This is a genomic window from Pseudomonas tremae, assembly GCF_023278125.1.
Classification (GTDB): domain Bacteria; phylum Pseudomonadota; class Gammaproteobacteria; order Pseudomonadales; family Pseudomonadaceae; genus Aquipseudomonas; species Aquipseudomonas tremae.
Map to the genome: position 1 here is coordinate 3,796,760 of NZ_CP066270.1, position 19,760 is coordinate 3,816,519.

The 19,760-nt window shown below is 56.3% G+C and carries 20 protein-coding genes and 1 tRNA gene; 5 read left to right on the top strand and 16 right to left on the bottom strand.

Going from position 1 to position 19,760, the window contains the following annotated elements; all coding sequences use genetic code 11:
- Window positions 1-39 precede the first annotated feature (39 nt).
- From I9H09_RS17160 to I9H09_RS17190, 7 genes are all read right to left on the bottom strand, one after another.
- Complete coding sequence (locus I9H09_RS17160) at window positions 40-573, bottom strand: glycoside hydrolase family 19 protein (RefSeq protein WP_191892658.1); 534 nt, start codon at window positions 571-573, stop codon at window positions 40-42.
- A 64-nt stretch (window positions 574-637) separates the two neighbouring features.
- On the bottom strand, window positions 638-2,047 hold the full coding sequence (locus tag I9H09_RS17165) for a tail fiber domain-containing protein (protein WP_191892659.1): 1,410 nt from the start codon (window positions 2,045-2,047) through the stop codon (window positions 638-640).
- Between the two features lie 22 nt (window positions 2,048-2,069).
- A complete protein-coding gene (locus I9H09_RS17170; protein ID WP_236502577.1) occupies window positions 2,070-2,798 on the bottom strand; it encodes a hypothetical protein in 729 nt (242 codons plus the stop codon).
- A 423-nt stretch (window positions 2,799-3,221) separates the two neighbouring features.
- A complete protein-coding gene (locus tag I9H09_RS17175) occupies window positions 3,222-7,058 on the bottom strand; it encodes a TipJ family phage tail tip protein (protein ID WP_236502578.1) in 3,837 nt (1,278 codons plus the stop codon).
- Window positions 7,059-7,112: 54 nt separating this feature from the next.
- Window positions 7,113-7,700: a tail assembly protein gene (locus I9H09_RS17180; RefSeq protein WP_054989980.1), complete on the bottom strand. Its 588-nt coding sequence runs from the start codon at window positions 7,698-7,700 to the stop codon at window positions 7,113-7,115.
- Window positions 7,697-8,479, bottom strand: coding sequence for a C40 family peptidase (locus I9H09_RS17185; RefSeq protein ID WP_236502579.1), 783 nt, complete (start codon window positions 8,477-8,479; stop codon window positions 7,697-7,699). The genes I9H09_RS17180 and I9H09_RS17185 overlap by 4 nt, the downstream gene beginning before the upstream one ends.
- Window positions 8,480-8,481: 2 nt before the next feature.
- On the bottom strand, window positions 8,482-9,180 hold the full coding sequence (locus tag I9H09_RS17190) for a phage minor tail protein L (protein WP_236502580.1): 699 nt from the start codon (window positions 9,178-9,180) through the stop codon (window positions 8,482-8,484).
- 148 nt (window positions 9,181-9,328) lie between these two features.
- Between I9H09_RS17190 and I9H09_RS17195 the strand changes: the two genes are divergently transcribed.
- Window positions 9,329-9,589 carry a protein L gene (locus I9H09_RS17195; protein WP_236502581.1) on the top strand — a complete coding sequence of 87 codons (261 nt, stop codon included), beginning with the start codon at window positions 9,329-9,331 and terminating at the stop codon, window positions 9,587-9,589.
- 63 nt (window positions 9,590-9,652) lie between these two features.
- Complete coding sequence (locus I9H09_RS17200) at window positions 9,653-9,907, top strand: hypothetical protein (RefSeq protein ID WP_236502582.1); 255 nt, start codon at window positions 9,653-9,655, stop codon at window positions 9,905-9,907.
- 157 nt (window positions 9,908-10,064) lie between these two features.
- Here the strand turns inward: I9H09_RS17200 and I9H09_RS17205 are convergent, their stop codons facing one another.
- From I9H09_RS17205 to I9H09_RS17215, 3 genes are all read right to left on the bottom strand, one after another.
- The gene (locus I9H09_RS17205; RefSeq protein WP_057405749.1) at window positions 10,065-10,409 is read right to left on the bottom strand and encodes a phage tail protein; all 345 of its coding nucleotides are present in this window, start codon (window positions 10,407-10,409) and stop codon (window positions 10,065-10,067) included.
- The gene (locus I9H09_RS17210) at window positions 10,409-12,979 is read right to left on the bottom strand and encodes a phage tail tape measure protein (protein WP_236502583.1); all 2,571 of its coding nucleotides are present in this window, start codon (window positions 12,977-12,979) and stop codon (window positions 10,409-10,411) included. The genes I9H09_RS17205 and I9H09_RS17210 overlap by 1 nt, the downstream gene beginning before the upstream one ends.
- 286 nt (window positions 12,980-13,265) lie before the next feature.
- Window positions 13,266-14,428 (bottom strand): IS3 family transposase gene (locus I9H09_RS17215; protein WP_122346372.1). Its coding sequence is split into 2 segments (ribosomal slippage): window positions 13,266-14,173 and window positions 14,173-14,428, totalling 1,164 coding nucleotides; the frame shifts between segments, so codons are not numbered across the junction.
- Window positions 14,429-14,467: 39 nt separating this feature from the next.
- Between I9H09_RS17215 and I9H09_RS17220 the strand changes: the two genes are divergently transcribed.
- Entirely contained in the window at window positions 14,468-15,031 is a 564-nt protein-coding gene (locus I9H09_RS17220; RefSeq protein ID WP_413469784.1) for a hypothetical protein, read from the top strand.
- A 2-nt stretch (window positions 15,032-15,033) separates the two neighbouring features.
- Here the strand turns inward: I9H09_RS17220 and I9H09_RS17225 are convergent, their stop codons facing one another.
- Window positions 15,034-15,246 (bottom strand): hypothetical protein, encoded by a 213-nt coding sequence (locus I9H09_RS17225; RefSeq protein WP_236502520.1) that lies wholly within the window; start codon window positions 15,244-15,246, stop codon window positions 15,034-15,036.
- 166 nt (window positions 15,247-15,412) lie between these two features.
- On the opposite strand from I9H09_RS17225, the gene I9H09_RS17230 reads away from it, so the two are divergent.
- Together I9H09_RS17230 and I9H09_RS17235 are read left to right on the top strand one after the other, a co-directional pair.
- Entirely contained in the window at window positions 15,413-15,910 is a 498-nt protein-coding gene (locus tag I9H09_RS17230) for a hypothetical protein (RefSeq protein ID WP_191892697.1), read from the top strand.
- Window positions 15,911-15,944: 34 nt separating this feature from the next.
- Window positions 15,945-16,193: a hypothetical protein gene (locus I9H09_RS17235; protein WP_122325990.1), complete on the top strand. Its 249-nt coding sequence runs from the start codon at window positions 15,945-15,947 to the stop codon at window positions 16,191-16,193.
- A gap of 13 nt (window positions 16,194-16,206) precedes the next feature.
- Here I9H09_RS17235 and I9H09_RS17240 read toward each other — a convergent pair whose 3' ends face one another.
- From I9H09_RS17240 to purC, 5 genes are all read right to left on the bottom strand, one after another.
- Complete coding sequence (locus I9H09_RS17240; RefSeq protein WP_191892698.1) at window positions 16,207-17,145, bottom strand: DUF6414 family protein; 939 nt, start codon at window positions 17,143-17,145, stop codon at window positions 16,207-16,209.
- Between the two features lie 138 nt (window positions 17,146-17,283).
- On the bottom strand, window positions 17,284-17,709 hold the full coding sequence (locus I9H09_RS17245) for a hypothetical protein (protein WP_147467251.1): 426 nt from the start codon (window positions 17,707-17,709) through the stop codon (window positions 17,284-17,286).
- Window positions 17,710-17,762: 53 nt separating this feature from the next.
- Window positions 17,763-18,740 carry a tyrosine-type recombinase/integrase gene (locus I9H09_RS17250; protein WP_191892699.1) on the bottom strand — a complete coding sequence of 326 codons (978 nt, stop codon included), beginning with the start codon at window positions 18,738-18,740 and terminating at the stop codon, window positions 17,763-17,765.
- 110 nt (window positions 18,741-18,850) lie between these two features.
- Window positions 18,851-18,940: transfer RNA gene (locus I9H09_RS17255), tRNA-Ser, on the bottom strand.
- 91 nt (window positions 18,941-19,031) lie between these two features.
- Entirely contained in the window at window positions 19,032-19,742 is a 711-nt protein-coding gene (purC, locus tag I9H09_RS17260) for a phosphoribosylaminoimidazolesuccinocarboxamide synthase (protein WP_024669480.1), read from the bottom strand.
- Window positions 19,743-19,760: the final 18 nt, after the last annotated feature.

Genomic DNA, 19,760 nt, shown 5'->3' on the forward strand with positions numbered 1-19,760 from the left:
TGTGCGTGAAGCACGAATTCTAATAATGCTTTCAGCGTTTCACGCCAGCACTTCAAGCGCTCGAGCGTAAAGCGCCTGCCGATCAGCAAGACCGTTCGTGCCGCCATTGATGCGCTTGGTGATGGTCACGAACTCGCCCTTGTCGGCCAGCGTGTTGAGAGCGGCCCGGTGCCAGAACCACGCCGCCGACATAGCGGCGTGCTGCGGCAGTTCGAGCAATTCGGGATGGTTGATCAGGTCGAGGCCCAGTGCTTCGCCGCATTCCTCGTAATTGGCCCTGCCTGTCACCTGGATCAGGCCACGGCCCCGAAATTTCGAGCCGTCACCCGCAACGGTGTTGCCAAGATCCTTTCGCCCCTCGTACCCCAGCTGCTGCTTGGTTGGGCCCCAAATCTCGCGGACGTAGCGCAGCTGACCGGACTCATGGCCGACCTGGGCGATGAACGCCGCTATACGTAGCGGGGTCACGATCTGGTACTTGCTCATCGCTGTGTTGAGGACAGGTGCAAAAACGCCGGCTTTCTGGCTGGCGTTCGGGAGGATCTGCAGTAGTTGCTGCGTGGTGATCGGCATTTCGGTTTCTCCAGGCAAAAAAATACCCGCTCAATGGCGGGGTGCGGGTGTTGCTGTGCAGGTGTTACGCGGCGGCAGGTTCTGGGGCTGGCTGAATCGATGCCTTGAGCGCGGCCAGCTCGGCGCGCAGCTCTTTAACAGCGCCCATCAGATCGGTGATCAAGGCCATCGGGTCGAGCTGCTGGATGCGTGCGTTGCCGCTTTCGTCGACGCCGTCCTTCTCGCCGGTCACGGCCAAGGGGTTTACCGCCTGCGCCTCATGCGCAATCAAGCCTTGATAGGTGGTTCCATCGCCTCGGAATACTGCGCCGAACACCTTGCGCTGGTAGTTGACGATTCTGTAGGCATCGATGCGATCGAGGTACGACGGCACTTTCGCATCGGCGATGTACTTCTTGAACCGGTAGTCAGACCCGAACAGCGTCATGGTCCCGACATAGGTGTTGTCGATCCACACGTCGACGTTTGAGCCGGTCCAATTGTAGTTATAAACCGTACCGCCACGCCCTGCGCTCAGACCCGCCCGGCACCAAGTGCCCGCCGATGCCAGTCGCCCGGTGACTTCATAAGCCCCCTGCAGGGTCAATATGCCTGCAGCTGAGTTTATAAGCCTGACGTCGTAGTCGGCGGCTGTTTTGCCGTAGTGGAAGTCGATGTAAGGACTGGTGTTGTTGAGTTCAAGCCCGGCAAAGGTCGGGGCTGAATCTGGCCCTACGCCCAATGAATTCCGGGCTGTTGCCTGAGAGTTACCCCCGGTTCCGCCTGATGCAATGCTGATCGGGGCAGCAGTTACAGACAGCGACGGCACAGTCAGCAAACCGTCGTAGCCGTAGCTCATGCTTGGCCCGGTGGCTGTATTACCGGCATTCACTGATCGCCAAGTGAAACCACCAGCACCACCGCCACGGTTTACAACGAAATGGCCCTCGCCCTGCGAGCCAGAGTTCCAGCCCATATACATGCCTTGCACGTTGTAAAGCGCGCTTGCCTGCTGCACCCCCACCTCAGAGAACAGCACCCGCCCGTCAGTGCGGCCCGTACCACCCTTCACTACCGGGACGGTATTCTCAACGGCAACCGTGCCAAGCTCCAGACCTTTACGCGCATCAGCCGCTGATGCTGCGCCAGTCCCGCCCTTGTCCACCGGCAGAATGTCGTAATTGCCGGTGCTGCGCAGCGCAGCAAGCTTAGAACCGAACTGGTTCACCAGCGCCCGGAGCGCATCGGCTGAATCTTTGACGTAGCCTTGCAGCGGCGCGAGCGCGTAACCGCCAGCGCCATTGCTGGGGCCCTGGTAGTTTGGCGATATCGACATGGCGGTATCACTGGCGATGTTCGTCACCTCGTACCAGCCGCCGTCTGGGCCACGAAAGCCGTCACCAACGCGGCTATTTGCAATGAAGGCCGTACCACTACCGATAACGGCGTTCGAATTTTGGGTGACGGAAACCGTCCCGGTTTTATACCAAGGCATGAGGGCAACTCCAAAAAAGTGCTTAGTTATAATATCTAGAGGCAGGAAACTTACAGACCGGTATAGCGAAGCAGGTTTCGTTCATCCCTTGGTAATACCAATAGCCACCGCCCGCGATTTGAGCGTTTATTTGTAAAACTGGCACGCTGTTACTCAGCAAGGTAAGGCCCGCAAACTGGACGCCGTCTGCAAACCACATGACACCCCGGTCTATGCTGGAAATGCAAACAAAGTCGTCAGCATCAATGGTTAGGTTGCTATTATAAATATCAACCATATCGCCTTTTTGTAGTGTCCAGTTTTTGGCGAACTTACTGTATCTCACAATCTTGTCGGCCGACGAAAATACTATGCGCCAAGCATCGTCCCGAATATTCATACCGTAGACCTCGGGGCTTGGCTGATCAGCGAACTTGCAAGCGACGTACTCCATCGAGTAATTCTGCACCGCCCCGCCAAACCTAACTGCCGAGGTCACCAAAAATCCAGTCCAGTTACCGGGTCCTCCCGACATGGTGGTATAAATCCCCAAGTCAGGATGACTACCGGTTATATGCCTGACGAAAATCTGTGGCGGCTCTTGGGTCAGAATTGGCCGGGCGAACACAACAGAACCAAACCCTTCCTTGTCGGTATACCGGGAAGTAATAGCGAACTGGCCCCGCTCGGAAAAGACCAGCACCTTGTACTTGCTACCGATAATAACCGAGCTCGCCCCATTAACTGCGGAGAAACCATAGTCCACCATCATCCCACCCTCACAACTTCCACTACAGACTCAACAGCATGTTCTATCCATTCATCCCTGAATCGCCCACCTACCCCGGTAGGGCGTCTTCTATTGACGTAAGTAAATATTCCGATGCTCGTTCCTCCCAAATCCTTATAAGTGGGAACATACCCCCACGCATCAGGATTGCCAGGCTGTCCATAGGAGGCATACTGCCTTGGGGTAATCAGCACGAAACACTTCGCAGGATCATAGTTCGGTACATCCATCAGGATATAATCACTACGAATGCCCTCACCGCTCGTGCGAGAAGCTGGTATCACCATCGAAGCCAGCTTTCTGATAGTGAAATCTTCCATCCCTAACGTCTGGACGTTGCTGGCGTCTCGCACTCGCACTCCATAAATATCCATCGTTTCTCCGAAATGCTTTATCAGTACGAGGTTAAGACGCCGTCAATCGACCTACAGCCGTGCGCTCTACCAAGTTGGCGTCATAAACATAAAGACCCCGGTTGTTTAGAAGCACCGAGCCTTCCGCGTCCTGACTGCGAATATTCACCGCACCCGTTACGAAGTTGAGTTCTAACAAAGGCTCACCGCGTGAGTTCTTGGCCTGAGACGTGATCGACATTCCCGCAATGATTTCTCTGATAAAGGCCGTGTTGATGATTGCGGTGTTGATGAACACCTGCCCGCCTTGCACCACAAACGGCGCAATCATCGTTCCGCTGGCCTCGTCCAGAATTGCGAAGCGTTGCGCAAACGCAAGTATCTGCGACTCCTGCTCCTGACCCTCGACGCCCACCGCCAACCCGGCCATCACCGTGCGCCCGCCAACCGTGGTGGACGTTTTTATGGTTGTAAGTGAGGAGACCTTGCCGCCGAGCGCCGAAACGGTTTTTGTAGCCGTTTCAGCATTGGCCGACGCCCCATTTGCCGTCGATTGCGCGGTGCTTATCTGTCGGGTCAGGGCACCGTCCGCATCCGCTCTCGCTGCTGCTTCGTCCCTTACGGCAGAAGTTGCACCGCTGGCGGTGGCTTGTACCTGCTCGATTCTGGCGGCGAGCGCGCTGTCTGCATCTGCTCTGGCGGTTGCTTCGCTCCGGGTGGCGGCCTGATTCGAATCGACCGCCGCACTCAATGTTGTCAGCTGCTGGGCGGTAGTCTGCCTGTCCGTAGCAATTGTCGTTTCGACGATGCTGATTTTCGACTCGTTGCCACCGACACGTGCATCCAGCAACGTGGTGCGTTGGGCCTGGGCGAAATCCTGCTCAGTCCTGACTTTCACTTCCTGTGCGTAGCTGGCTGTGCTGTCCCAGCCCTTGAGCGCATCCAGCAGATCGCCCTCCCCGCTGTCTGACCGATACTGGGCCTGAACCGCCTGCAGTTGGCTGGCTGTCGCGCTGGTCTTGCCGTCGACCGTTGCGATGTTGGCTGTGTTTTTGGAAACCTGATCCGCCTGGGCGTTGGCCGAGCGAATCGACTGGCCGGTGTTGACCCAGTACGTAGGGTTCGGCGGGCCGTTGGCGCCGTTCGCAGCCGCAGGCACTGCCGCGATGGCCGTCCAGAGGTTGTCACCCACGCGCACGGTGTTGTCCCGCACGTAGGTATCGGTGGGCACGTAGACGAGCGCATCGGTAATTGCACCGATTTCGCTTTTCAGCTGCGCGATCCGCTTATTTACCGAGTCGTCCCCATTCCCTGAAATCTTCCCGATTTCGGTGAACAGCTCTTCGCCCAGCGCTGAAGCCTTGATCTTGCCGAGGAAATACTGCTCGTAAGCGAGCTGGTTGACACTGACCTGTCCGAGCACACCTTTATCTGCTGGGAACCAGGGCCCTACGTTGCCAGACCTGTCGACAATGCGCGCCCAAAAGAACAGGTTCGTCCCCGGCGTGATGTTCTGCATTTCATGGCTGGCTTGCGGATAGGCAAAGTCTGCAAGCTTCGTCGCAGTAGCGCGATCATTGATCTTGCTGTTCCATATTTCAGTACGTTGAGCATCTTCTGCGCCTGGCGGGAAAGTCCATTTAAGGCCAATCCCGTATATCAGAGGCGTGGTAGTCAGCGACGTAACAGCCGGCGGCAAGCTTGTCTTGCCCTTCAGGTTTGTCAGCAGGGATGTAGTCGGGAGCGATGACACGTTCAAAGCGCTGACAGCGCGCACCCTTGCCATGTACTGGCCGGAGTAGATGCCGGGCACGTCAACCAGCAGCTCACCGGTACGCGGCACCTTGACCCACTCACGCGAGCCCCAGCGCCATTCCACGTCATACGCTACCGCGCCTGGCGCAGCGTCCCAGCTGATGGTCATGTTGGTGACAGCGATGCCTTGATCGATGACAACATGCTGCGTCACGAACACCGCGCTTGGCGCAGACTGCACGCCCACCGGTACGCCGCTGATTGGGCGGATATCCACCACAGCGCCGAAGTCGATGGCGTCGAACTTGCTCGGTTCGTGCTGGATGCACTCGAACTGGTACTGGTGCCATTCCGGGCGCGTGATGTTGCGCACCAGAAACTGCATGGTTTTCAGGTCGTCGTATTCGAGTATCCAGCCGCATTCCGCTTCCGGCACTTCGCTGAAGCTGGCTGCGATCGTCACACGCCGCCCACTGATCGAAGTGATCACACGGGCTTCGGACTTGCCGCTGGGCAGGTTCACCCGCAGCTTGGCACCGGCCGAAATATCGATATCACGATCCACAGTGATAACCCGCCCCGACACTGCGCTGATGCGCCCACCGTTCGCTCGGCCAGCCAGCATCGGGTCGGCCACGGCGATGATCTGACCAGGCTTCGGTATCTGCCCGTCGAGGCCAACACGAAAGGTCGCTGGCCGCGTCTGAGTCTGCTCAGTGATAAGCGCGTATTGCCCTGCCCGCTGCGCCTGCCCGAGCGAGGTACAGCCGTAAGCGTCCACCGCCAGTTCGTTGACCGATCCAGATTCGGCCATCGCCACGTCATCAAAGACGGGCTCTTTGTCTGTCTTGAAATCCTGAGCCGGGTTATCCCAGGTCACCATCGCCAGGTTGTGACGGTCGCGCGCACGGGTGCCCGAATACTGAATTTCGCCGTTGTTGAGGATTTGCGAAGGGTTGTAGGTGTAAACGGGATCGCCAGGCATATCGGCGGTGAACGTGATGTGGCTGCCATCCCAAGTACTCATGCCGTGAAAGATGGCCGACAGGTCTTGCAACACCGCGTAGGCATCCGCCTGCTTCTGCAGGTAAATGTTGCAGGTCAATCGCGGGTGCGTGCCGCCCATACCGTCCGGCACCATCTGATCGCAATACTGCGCGATGCGGTACAGGTTCCAGCGATCCACCATTGTGGCATCGATTCGGTGACCCAGACCGTAATACGGGTTTAGCGAGATGTCGTAGCAGACCCAGGCCGGGTTGTTGGTGTACGCGAGCTTGAACGTCCCGTCCCAAATGCCGTTGCTCGTCCCGGCGCCTGATGTGGCATAGGTCCGCGTTTCAGGATCGTAGTTGGTCGGCACGCGCACGATCATGCCGCGCATGTGAACCGCGATCTTGGCAATGTCGCCGCCGAACTGTTGAGCGTCATATTCGACGCAGCCCACCGCGGTGAGCGGAAACTCTTGGTCGCTGTCTACCACCTCGGCGACCGCATCAATGAACATGGCGTCCTGAACCAGAGAGCTGTTCGCCTCTGCCGTGATCCGTCGCACGCGCATGGTCCAACGGCTGCCCGCAGGCAGATTGATGCGGTGGCTGCGCTCGTACTTCGTGACGTTCTTGCGGTCCACAAAGTCTTTGAGCACCTGGACGAAAGGGCCGCCGTCGGTGGCCAGGTCGATCGCATATTCAATCCGCACGCCATTCACGTTGCCACTTGCATCCTGCGACTGGAGCTGTGGCCAGCTGAAGCGAACGCGCACCGCGTCCAGCACCGGGTTGGTAATGGTGCGCAGGTACGGCGTGGTACTGAGCAACTGTTGGTTTACATCGACTTCATTGCTCGACTCGGCAATGCCCTCCAGTCGCGGCTGATTCAGCTCACCGTTGCGGAACTGCCATTTCACGCCTGGGAAGTTAACAGTGCCGTCCTCGGCCACGAGCGGTGTGCCGTCCAGTTTCACCGAGCGCAGGCCGTTCACCGGTCCAACAATCGGCCCCCAGCTCCACAGATAAACGATGCGTGCGGTGGCAATAGAAGCTGTGCCGTTCGTGGCAATCGTCGGCTGCTTCTGTTTTGCCTCGCCGCCCTTGCTCCCGCGAATGCTTCGCGCTGCTGCCGCACTTCCCATACCGCCCCCAGAAAAAGAAAAACCCGCCGAAGCGGGTCTGTTGTTACCTGATGATCAAATCTGATCTTGTGTGTAGATGCCGCCCGACTCGACAGCGCCGCCAATCTCGCGCTCGCCGTAAAGCACCGGGTAGGGATTGCCCTGAGCAACCGTGGTGACGGCCCCGCCGAACCCATAGCTAGGGTTGTTGCCGTCGTCGTTCTTGTTGCCGGTAGTAGCGGTGGTCGTGGGGGAAAGCATCTGCACAACCCCGCCAAGCCCGACAGCCGCGCCAGCAGCGAGCAGGCCCACGCCAAGCGCTGTAGTTGTGCCGCCGGTGAACAAGCCGCCTACAACCAACGCGACACCCAGCACGACCTGGAACAGGCCAGCCTGCTTGCTGCCTTGGATCAAGGGCACGATACGAATATCGGTGTTATCGCTGCCCTGCATGTCGAATTCGGCCTCGCCGGCGTTGCGCTTACCGCAGAAGACGCTGAACACCAGTCCGCGCTCTTCGCCCGTCCGCAGGAATTTCTCGAAACCTGGTTTCATTGCGCACAGGGCGTTCACCGCATCCCGCACGCTATGTACGTCGATGCGGTACTCACGCCCGAAGTGCTTGCGCAGCACGCCGTACAGCTTGATGGTGCGCATGGTCATGGGGTGTATTCCTTGTGGCGCAGGATCAGTTTCACGCGGTTGGCCATCGACCAGCCGTAAACCTCACGGGCAGCCAGGCGACCGGGCATGTGGTGGTAGATGAACGGACCAACGCCGCCCAGCGCCGGAGCGTCCTCGCTGTGCAGGCTGGCATCGGCGCCGAGGTAGATCGCGGCATGATTCGGGAAGTGGCAGGGACGACCTACAGTTGGTATCTGAAAAATTAGCATGTCGCCTCGCTGGGGCTGCTCAACCCGGACGAAGCCACATGCTTCATAGTTGTCTTCGTAATGGCTCGGGCTGTCCGGATCTTCCCACCACAGTTCCTTGCGTTCGAAGTTCGGCAGTGGCAGTGAGGCCTCGCGGGCGTACCAGTCGCGGCAGGCCGCCCAGCAATCGAGCAGGCCATGCGAGAAGTCCCGGCCCAGCAAGGGGGCCTGGAAACCGCTCGGCTTGAACCACTGAATGTCACCGCCAGGCCAGCTCACAATCGCCCAGGGCAATTCATGCAGCTCACAGCTGACCAGATCGGTCATGCTCGGCGTTGCGGCTCGGTCGGGGTGGCTGTGCACGATGGCCAGCACCTCGCCCCTGTCTTCTGCCGCCGCAGCGTCGTGCTTGTCGATCAGGAAGTGCTGCAGCGGGTTGGTGGCCACATTGCCGCACGGCACGTATTCACGCCCGGCCTCGGTCTTGATCAGCAGCCCGCAGGCCTCGGCCGGGTGTGACTGCTCGGCGTGCGCCCTCATGTCGTCCTGAAGCTTTTGATTGATTCGCATGGTTACCCCTTGGCGATCAGGCTCGCGCCCATTGATCCGCCGAACCGGCGGGTATTGCCGCGCAACTTGCAGCTGCTCCACCAGCCGCCGCAGCGGTCAAGCGCAGGGTTGTCGGTGGGTTCGTTCTTCTTGTCGAAATACGCGGTGCCTGTGTAGGCGCAGGCCTCCTGCCGGTACTGGCCGCGCATCGCCCAGCGGCACAACTTGGTGATCTGCTGGGACGGCAGCTGCTGGCCTTCCATGTCGATGGGGCTGGAAAGCTCGAAGCCGACCGCTGAAAAGTTCTCTTCGGTCTTCTGCTCGATTCGCCACAGGCTGATGCGGCACTGATCTGCAGCATCCGGGTTGCCGCCGTCGAAGTTCGCGGCATCCAGGAAGTGCTTAAACGTTTCGATCACCTTGAAGCTCGCGCCGGCCAGGTCCTTGAACTGAAGGCAAAGCGCTGACACTGCTCGCGGAATGCCCGACAGTTCATTGGCCAGCCTGAGCTTTGGCGTAGCGGGTCGACCGTCACCGCGAATATCGAAGCCGGTGGCCTCGATCTGGATCGGGGAATAAAGCTGCCCCTGCCAGCTAATGTCACCCTCATGCTCATGCCCGTGGAAGCGCCAGAGCGTGGCACCGAGCCGGGTAGCATCCAGTTCGTACAGACGAATCTGGTTGCCGGGCTCCAGTTTCTGGATGTCCGCGCTGTAAATCATGGTGGTTACCTACGAAAAACCCCGCACTCGGCGGGGTCAGGTTTGAAAGGAGCTGATTGGTTGTACAGCGTGGACAAAAGGCCAGTAACGCGGGCGGCTGATCACGTAGTAGCTTTGCGCCTCCAGCACAGCCAGACACGGATTGAATATGGCTCAGATAATTGCAAATACCGCCCACTACATCAGGAAAATTGAACCGACGATCTTCGATTCAACTGATGAATGGAAGTACGTCTACGGAATTGGTTCTCAAGTACCAGCCTCAGGAATCTATCGATGTACCGGTTGCGGTGATGAAATCACGTCGAACAAAGGCACCAAGTTCCCTCCGCAAAACCATCACCAACACGAAGATCCAACGGTTGATGTGCTCTGGCAACTGATCGTCAAGACTCAAACAAAAGCGTAAAGGAAACCTCTCCCCTTTTTCTTCAATACCAAGTAAAGGGGCAATGCGACCTAGGAGGTCATTTTGACAGACAGCACCGATTTCAAGCCGTACGATCGCCACGACGCCGTGATTTTAGGCCTATCGGAGGTTATTAAAAATCTAACCGCCGTGGTGTACGCCGGTAGCGCTCAAGGGCATTTACTGGAAGAGAGCCTTCTTGCGGCTTTGAAGGTGGAAAATCCGAAAGCAGTGCCGCCCGAGAAGATCGAGCTGTACAGATCCGCCATCAGTGGGGCTTTAACTGCAATCGAAACGGTAAAGGCGAATTCACGCTGATCAACGCTGATGCAAGCTGGACTTCACTTTCGCTGAGTACGCTTGCATCAGCACCTGCCATAACGGCCCCCTCCACAGCAAGCCTTACGTCCGCTTTCAATTTGTCAATCAAAACAGCTGCTTTTAACTGCATATTGTCTCCTACGGCTTTGCCGCATCATGGTTTGAAGGTTTGTTTGAAACTCGTGGACAACGAGTGAAGGCCCGCGCCGAGGGTCGACAGTTTGTAGCCGTTGGCGGTATACCGCCCTTGCCCGCTGCCAGGCGGCGTCCAGAGGAATGACTTGAACCCCTCATGTCGGTCCAGAAAGTCCTGGACCTGCTGGAGCTTTTGGCCCACGCCGAACCGTCCGGTTACCGTCACGTCCCACGCCTGCGACTTGGTGTTGATACCGACGCCGCCAGCCTGGGTGTAACCGTCGCCGAAGTCGTTCGACCAGGTGCGCTGTTTCACGTCACCGGAAGCGCCGACCTGCACATCAAAATCGAATGTCTCAGCCATTACACGCGTCTCCAGAGCAGGCCGCCCTGCCTCATTTCTTGCTGGAGCACTTGGCGGATCTGCGCCGCAGCACTGTCGCCTATTGCCTTGCCCTGACTTGCAGCTTCAGCAGCGCTCATGCCGGGCTGTGCCTCGACCGTGACAGGCGCGTTGATGGTGATCGACGGCGCGCCACCACCACCGACAGACTTGTCAGCCAGGTACTTGGTCAGGTCGCGGTTCTGGTTAGGGTTGAGCACGCGCTCACCGCCATCGAGCAGCCAGGTGCCTTCCTTCGGGATGTTGTCCATACCGTTGTGGGCCATACCGGCGAGTGCGGATGCGGATACGGCGGCGACCATTGGCGCAGTTGCAGCAGCAGCGGCGAGTGCGGCGGCCGGCGCAGCAGCTGGACCGATCAGCGGAATACCGGCGGTCGATGCGTAAGCGTTCAGCGCTGCCTGCGCAGACGCTGCCTGCGCATTGGCGATCAAGCCGGTGGCCGCCGCCGATTGCCCGCTTTTACCAACGAGCAGTTGAATCCCCTGATAGATCAACCATTGAGCGGCCATGTCGCTCAATGCGTTGACAACCGACTTGGACATGTTCCCAGCGAAGTCAGCGATAGCGTCTCCAGCGTCCTCTGCACCGGTGACCACATCCGAGAACACGTTGCCCAGGCCGCCGGTCAAATCATTCAGGCTGCCAGACACGAAATCGGCCGCGATCGCCGAGTAGTCTTCGGCCGCATCAACGTAGTTCTGCCAAGCATCACTCACGCCCGCCATCCAGTTGGACTGGGCCTCGTCAATCCGATTGTAATAATCCTGCTGGATGACCATTCGTTCGGCCAGCGCCTCGGAGAGCATGCCAGTCTCTTTAGCGTACAGCTCGGCGCTGATATCGCCGGAGTTGCGCTGCGCCTGGAGGTCCGCAGCCTTGCGCGCGTAATCCTCCTGAATGGCCATGTCCTGCTTCAGGCGGTCACGAGCCTTGTCGCCCATACCTGCGCCAGCGAGCTCCATATCGAAGCCGCCGCGAGTGGCAGCGTTATCATCCTTGAGGGTCGCAAGGAAGCTGACGGCCTTGGCCTCTTCCTCGTTCGCGATCTTGAGTTTTTGGAGAGCATCCAGCTCCGATGCCAGGCCCTCGAGGCGCTTCTGCTGAACAGCGTTGATCCCGACCAGCTTGCCCGATGCAACTTCGAAGCGGATTTTGTCCACTTCCGTGGCGTTTTTCTGCGCATCCGCGCTGGTATTGATCAGCGCGATCTGGCGCTGCAGGTCGGTCTCTGAACCCTTGAAGGTATCGCTCAGTTTCTTCGCCGCCGACGCAGCGTCTTTTGCAGCCTGCTTGGCTGCTTCCAACGCTTTGGGGTCGACTCCGCTACCTGCTCCGCCCTGATCACTGAAGCCAGCGCCGCCAAACAGTCGCTGGTACTCGCCCGCCGCAGCACGCGCATCGGTGATGTATTTCTGAATCGTATCGCCCGCGAGTGGAGTTTCGAGACTTGCTTTAATCCCTGCTGCTGCCTCAGCGGCAGCGCCAAAGTTCACTTTAGCCTCATCGCGCAGGCGGGCACTGTCGGCTATGAACTGTTTGGACACATCACCTATGGTGAACTTTGCCAAACCCGCCGCGACATCCGCCATCATCGAAGATGTATAGCCGACTGCCGTCGCATACATACCTACAAGGGTATCCGAAACGATCTTGAATACTCTCGTAACGCCATCGCCAGCACTGACGATAAATGCAGTTGCGGTAACGAGCTTGTCGCTCATTTCCCCCACGACCTTTGTTACACCGCCACCCGCTTTGACGCTGTCGTTTAGGTCCTTTGTCAGTTGTTGGACCACAGGCATGAAATCATTAGCGATCTTGTTTTTTGTTCCCTGCAAGTTCTGCATGAGCCCCACAAGCTCACTCGAAAATTGTTTCGAGACGGCTATTGTTTCGACGCTGAGAATAGCGCCGGCTGACTCAGCAGCCTCGCCCAGCGCTTTGAACTCCTTGCCCCCTGCGCGCAAAAGCGGTACCAACGCGCTCGCCTCGTCAGCAATGCCTTCCATGTAGAAAGTCATTTCAGCCTGAGAGACATTTGCTTTCTCAAGGGTCGATACATACAACTGAAGAGCTTCGGCGCTGTTGAGCTTTTTGAAACTCTCCGCTGTTACGCCGACCTTTGGCGCAATGACCTCAAAAAAATCCTTCAACTCACCGCCGCCGGTATTGAAGAAGTCGCCCAGCTTGTCGTTGGTATCCTTGAAAATGTCCGCGAGCTTGTCCTGCTCAACGCCAACGGTTTTCGCGCCCGCCGCGTACTTTTGGAATTCGGTTGTTCCAAGACCAGCCAGCGCTGCAAGGTTGGAGATTTCCTTGGCGCTGCCTGCCGTATAGGTGACCAGCCCTGTCAGAGCGGCTGGAACGGCTGCGATGGCAACGCCCACACCCTTGGCCAGGTTTTCAAAAGACTTGGCGATTTCCGCGTTGCGTTTCTTTGCCTCCTGGCTTGCCCTATCAAGAGGGCCAGTAAACGAACCAATCCTGGCCACCAAATCAAGCGTGAGCGTGCCCAGTGACTTGCTCATTCATGTTTCTCCTGGCAAAAAAAAACCCGCCGAGGCGGGTCAGTGTGAGGTTAGCTTATCTGTCTGGATATCCTGACAGGTCAAAATCAAATGTCTGTTTTCCAGCGTGATAGAAGTCGATCCCAACCCTTAGGGAGCCGCCGCCTTTTACAATCTTTTCAAACGCCTTGGCATCCCGAATAAACATCAGATCAGCGTTTCCTGTAGAGCTGGTTAGCCCTGTCCATGTCTGAGGCTTCCCGCCGTTTACCCTTATTACAAAACCGCAGTCGGAGTAGTGTAGTGGTCAACTGATCCCGGACACGACGTTAAGTTTTTTCTCGTACTGAGCGGGTGCCAGTCCATTATTGAACTGGTGTGGCCGAACCCAGTTGTAGCGATGCATCAGATAATGACTGATATCCCGCTGTGCCTCTTGGGCCGTCATGTAGCCCACGGCGGGTATCCACTCGGTTTTCAAGCTGCGGAATACACGCTCCATCGGCGAGTTGTCGTAGCAATTACCTCGGCGACTCATGCTCTGGCGCATGCGGTATCGCCAAAGCCGCTGGCGAAACTGTCGGCTCCCATATTGGGAGCCCTGATCTGAGTGAAACAGCAGGCCCTGAGGCTTGCCGCGTTGCTCATAAGCCATGTCCAGCGCCTTGATGACCAAGTCCGTGTCCGGTTTGTTTGAAAACGCCCAGCCCACCACCCGACGCGCATAAAGATCCATAACCACCGCCAGGTAATGCCATTTTCCTTGCGCCCAGATGTAGGTGATGTCGCCACACCAAACCTGATTGGGCGCGGGTACATCGAACTGCCGATTCAAAATGTTCGGAATGTCAGGCCTCTCCACTGTTGCTTTTTTATAAGCATGAGAGCCAGGTTGCTTGCTGATTAATCCCAGTTCCCGCATCAGGCCACGTACCTTGAACCGGCCAATTTGCTCGCCATCTTCCTGCAATACCGAAACGATACTGCGGCTGCCAGCAGCGCTTCGACTTTGCCCGAACAGCTCATTGACTCGACTGAGTAAACGAACCCGCTCGGTGTCTGGAGCCCGACGCCGCTGGCAATGGTCGTAGTAGCACGAGCGAGGTGTCTCGAACATCTCGCACAGCAATTCGATCGGCTCATGGGCACCTAGCTGATCGATCAGCGCAAGCGCTCGTGTTCTTCCGACATCAAGAGCGCGGTAGCCTTTTTTAAAATGGATTTCTCCCGCTCAAGACGAGCGATGCGCGCTTCCAGCTCCTGAATTTTCTGCTGCTCGGGCGTCAGGGCTTTGCTCTGAGGCGTCACGCCATTGCGCTCCTGCTGGAGCTGGCTAACCCAGCGACGCAGCGCAGACTCGACCACTCCAAGCGAGCGAGAAGCTTCGACATGGCTATAACCTTGATCGAGCACGAGGCCTGCGGCCTCACGTTTGAATTCAGCGGAGAAGGTACGGCGTTGCTTGGTCATCAGACACCTCTATATCTGGCGATATTCTCGCCTAAATGAGTGTCCGGAATCATTAGACCACTACACATTGATCCGAGCGGCAATTTCTGTGTAGGGCGTTCCAACTACGGGCAAGACATTTACGGCAAACCTGTGACAAAACACTTTGTCAGCAGTGACTGCCCTTACGGCCAACCCGGCGACCGTCTATGGGTGCGAGAGGCCTGGCAGGCTGATGCGCAGGTTAATGAGGTAGCGCCGCGAGAGCTGAGCCATGGTGAGCCGATCCGCTACCCGGCAGATGGTGCCTCAAGGCAAACGGGATGCTCGATGATCACGCCGGGGAAAACTCGGCCATCCATCCACATGCCGCGCTGGGCAAGCCGCATTCTTCTGGAAATCACCGACGTGCGGGTCGAGCGCCTGCAAGAAATTTCCCGCAGCGACATCCGGGCGGAAGGATTGGAATGCCCGCCAGAACTGGCGAGCGACGACGTATCGCCGAATTATCGCGACTGGTATCCCGCTGCGTGGCGGGAACTGTGGGAATCAATCAACGGTGCCGACTCTTGGAATAGCAACCCTTGGGTCTGGGTCGTCGAGTTCAAGCGCGTGAGGACCTGAGCCTACCGCACCATAAATATCAGCTCTCCCCTGTCAGTCATCGCCTTGCCGTACTTGAGCCTGCCCAGGTACTGCTCGTGCATTGAGTAGACCCAGTCGTCGATGATTCTGAATATCAGTGTCCTGCCCAGCCAGATGTTGCCATCGACTTCACGCCGACCCAGCCTGGCGTTGTTCCGCCCGTGGACCTCGTTCGTGCCTGTGGTGCATTGCATGACGCTACCCCTATTAGGCGCTGCGCGGCTGAATCCTAAAAGCCATTTGCGTCATACAACCGAACGTCCGCTGACGGTCATTGAAGCGTAGCAGTCAATGGCTGTACCCGAGCGATATCCCCTTTTTATTTACAGCCTGCCGGTGATCGGCGGGCGAGGTATTTCTATGGCTAATCCAAAGCACCACCTGCGCGAAGCAATCATCAACGCCCTACCTGACATTGCTCAGCAACTCCCGCTCGACTGCGAGCTGTTCGTGATCGCTGTCCGCCCAGGCAGTGACGACTTCGACCTGGTTCTGCCTTCGCCGGAAGCGAAGCTGAACAACGCTCTCGATGCACTCCGCCGAAACGGCCTGAGCATTGACGGAGACAACGCATACAAACGCGATCTTTTGGATGCGGCAGTCGGCGCGATGGGGTTTGGCTTTCAAGGCACGAATCCACCGCCTTCCGGTCACTGGGGCCAGCGCTTCTATGACCTTGGCCGCGCAGAGGCTGAGCTGCGTGAGGAGCTAGTCGCCGCACTCAAGCTCACTCGCGAAAATCTCCGGGCATGCCAGGCGACTATCCACCTTTGCGGCGGCTTCGATCCCGCCTACGTCAACGATGCGCAGGCGGCCATGAAAGTGGCTGACGCAGTGCTGAGCAAGACACCTCAATAACCCCTTCCGCCGCCCAGCGCGGCCCGGAGCACTTATGTCTGAAGAAACAGAGGTTGTACATGTTGAGGGCTTGGCCAAGATGCTTGGCCGCACTGAGGCGTCGATAAGGGAAGGGATTCGCCGAGGCGTAGAGTGGCTGCCGAAGAGCTTCAAGATGGGCGGCAGGCACTGCTGGCTTAAAGATGACGTGCGCAAGTTTCTGCGTGAATTTAGAGACGGCGAGCACGAAAAGGTAAAGGTCGGTAGGAGGAGGAATACGCCACCATCCTTTAGAGTGGCGTAACCATACACACCATTTATATTTCTAGATAAACAGCTATAGGATCTAAGACGATCTGATTCTCGTCAACTTCCGTAAAGATTGACTCTAGGCTATGAAGCGCCTTTGAAGCTCGGCTCAAGGATTCGCTCATCGAAATCTGCTCAGGGTCCCGCTCATCCGAACCGGACTCAGGCCCTACATCAGAAGAGGCTTTAGGGCGAACACGAGTAACAATGCCTAAAATCACAAGATTAACGTCAGATTCTCTAGAGTAAGTTTTGACGATAAAATCTTCTTCATCCTTCAGGCACGCACGTTTCAAATCCGCAGTCAAACTACAGTCAGAAAGCTGCATACTTATATCTAAACGACCTTTGTAGCCATAGGAGAGAACAGCAGACATGTGCCTATAGTAAAGTTTATCGTTATCTACTTTTTCTTTCCTAATAAGCGGTTTAGACAATCTATCTAATTCCTTTATCGCAACTCTGTTAGGCTTAGAAATAGCTTCACCGGCAATAATTTCTTCAAGAAGAGCCTCTCTAGCTTCATTCGCTGACATCATAGCTATCGCTTGCTGCATATCAACAAGACCTTCAAGAGCCTTAACGGTTTCAGCTGAGTCCACAAGCCTGGCCTTTGCCTTGACTCGCACAATTCGCGAATCCCCGTTGACAGGCGCAATATCGTTAAACGAAGAAGTGGAGTCGAAATTAGAAACGAGCTTAGCCTCTACCAGCTTGTCCTCGAATATTGCGTATGCATAATCATGAAGAAATCGTTTTTCAACATCAGAAGAGACTGTCTCAATAATTTCTGCCAGCTCTCTACCACTATCTTCCGGTCCAGCCTGCTCCGTAACATCTGACTCAGCTCGACGTGATTCTTTTACAATAAAATCCGTAACGCCTTTCATCAACTGAGACGAAAGAGAATACATTTTGTATTCATCTAGGTAAACGAAGCTTTTCACGCTCAGACTTCCTTTTCGTAAAATCATCATAATATTCTTTTCGGGTGTTTCGCTTTCTCGTATCTTTAAACGACATAACAACGAAACTCGATACAACCGAGAAGAAAACGGCAACCATTACAATTATGGATATATTTATCATGCGACCACCTCTTTTGGAAGAGCAGGCATATAAGTCAACCGATCGTACACGGCCCAAGACATCGCAAAAGAACAAACTGCCATTACAACAGGAGCCCAAAAAACAAATGACATATTGATATTATCGTATATGTCAGACAGCATAGAAAAAATATAAAGAACCGCATAGAACAGCACAGCTAAAACAGATATGCCTACTATTGACTTTTTCCAATCAGACTCCTGAGAGTCGTTATATCTCGTCTCCGCCATCAAGGACACATGTAGCACAATACCTAGCGATATAAAGTCAGATGCACTAAACATAGGTATCTTGCTATCATTAACTAACATATAGGCAATGATCCTCATAAAAATAGGTACCATGCCAAATAGAACTGTATATATCAGCCATGAAATCTTTCTTCCGCTGAACGTCACCATCGCACCCTCCATGAGAAACATAGCTCAGTCAAGGCAAAAAGCCATTCGCAACTCTATCCTAATTTTTCAGCTAGGTCATGCGGACTCAGATGAGTGTATCGTTTTAGCATGGCCAACGTCTTATGCCCCGTGATGCTGGCCACTTCCATCATGGTGAAGCCGCGCTCGAACAGGCGGCTTGTGGCCTCATGCCGCAGGTCATGAAGGCGAAGCCCTTGGATATTCGCCTTCTCGCAAGCGAGCGGGAAGTAATTACTGACTGTATCAGCCTTTAGCCGGAACAAAGGCCCGCCCTTGATGGGCGCAGGCAACCCCTCTATTAGCTCACGCGCCCTGGATGACAAGGGCACAGAGCGGCGCTCGCCGTTCTTCGTGTCTTCAAGGAAGGCTACCTTTCCCCGAATTTGATCCTTGCGCAATGAGACCAGTTCGGATCGGCGCATCGCCGTCTCAACCGCCAGCTCGATGATAACGGGCAACTCCGGGCTGATTTCAGCGGCTGCCTTGTATAGCGCCTTCAATTCATCGGCGCTCGGCCGGCGCTCTCGCTGCTTGCTGCCTTTAGGCATGCGCAAAGCTCGGCATGGATTTGTCAGCCCTTCAATACCCCAGTCTTTTGTCGCGACGGTGTACAGATGACTGATAACGGCAAGGTCCAGACGGACCGTAGCTGTGGATCGGCCGGCCTTGATCTCGGCATCACGATATGACGCCATGTCGCTCGATCGCAAAGAGGCCAATGATTTACTCGCGAACTTGGACTCAGTCCACTTCTTGATGCGAACTCTTTCCTGTTTGGCTCCCTTCTTGCTCTCTGTTACTTCTGACTCGTACCGCTCAAGAGCTGTAGCCAGGGTCGTGGCTTCAGCCTCACGGACGTCCACAAATCTCGCGCGCGACATATCACCTTCGAGTTCAGCAGCCCAGCGCTGGGCTTCTGCTTTGGTGTCGAAGGTTGCGGATAACGTCGGATATCCTTTGCGTCGTATCTGGGCGCGCCAGGCGTCGCCACGCTTTTCGAAATAGGCCATAAACGGAATCATAACCGGTGGTACGGGGGAATAACATCCTCCCCCATTCCCCCAAGATTCCCCCAAACGAAAAAAGCCCCGAGCGCTATTAACGCTCGGGGCCTCGTGTATGGCGGAGAGATAGGGATTCGAACCCTAGGTACCGGTGAAGGTACAACGGATTTCGAATCCGTCCCATTCGGCCACTCTGGCATCTCTCCAACGGCGCGAATAATAACAGCATCGGCGCGGAAGGCGAAGCCCTTCCGCTGATTTTTTTCGTGCTATCAAGCGCTTGCGTGCTTTTTTGGGTTACAGCGGCACGCCCAGGCGGTTTGCGACTTCTTCGTACGCTTCGATCACGTCGCCCAGACCCTGGCGGAAGCGGTCCTTGTCCATTTTCTTGCCGGTGTCCTTGTCCCAGAGGCGGCAGCCATCCGGGCTGAATTCGTCGCCCAGAACGATTTCGCCATGGAACACGCCGAACTCAAGCTTGAAGTCGACCAGCAGCAGGCCAGCGTCGTCGAACAGCCTGGTCAGGACTTCATTGACCTTGATCGACAGTTCTTTCATGCGCACCAGTTGCTCGGCAGTGCCCCAGCCGAATGCCACAACATGGGATTCGTTGATGAACGGGTCGCCTTTGGCGTCGTCCTTGAGGAACAGTTCGAAGGTGTACGGATTAAGTTTCGTACCCTCTTCGATGCCCAGACGCTTCACCAGGCTGCCAGCTGCGTAGTTACGCACTACGCATTCGACAGGAATCATTTCCAGCTTCTTGACCAGGCACTCGTTGTCGCCCAGCAGCCTGTCTAGCTGTGTCGGGACGCCAGCTTGTTCAAGCTTCTGCATGATGAAGGCGTTGAACTTGTTGTTCACCATGCCTTTGCGGTCCAGCTGTTCGATGCGCTTGCCGTCGAACGCCGAAGTGTCGTTGCGGAACTGCAGGATCAAGCGGTCGGCGTCGTCGGTCTTGTAAACCGATTTGGCTTTGCCGCGGTAGAGTTCTTCACGTTTTTCCATGATGGGCTCCGCTTGCTA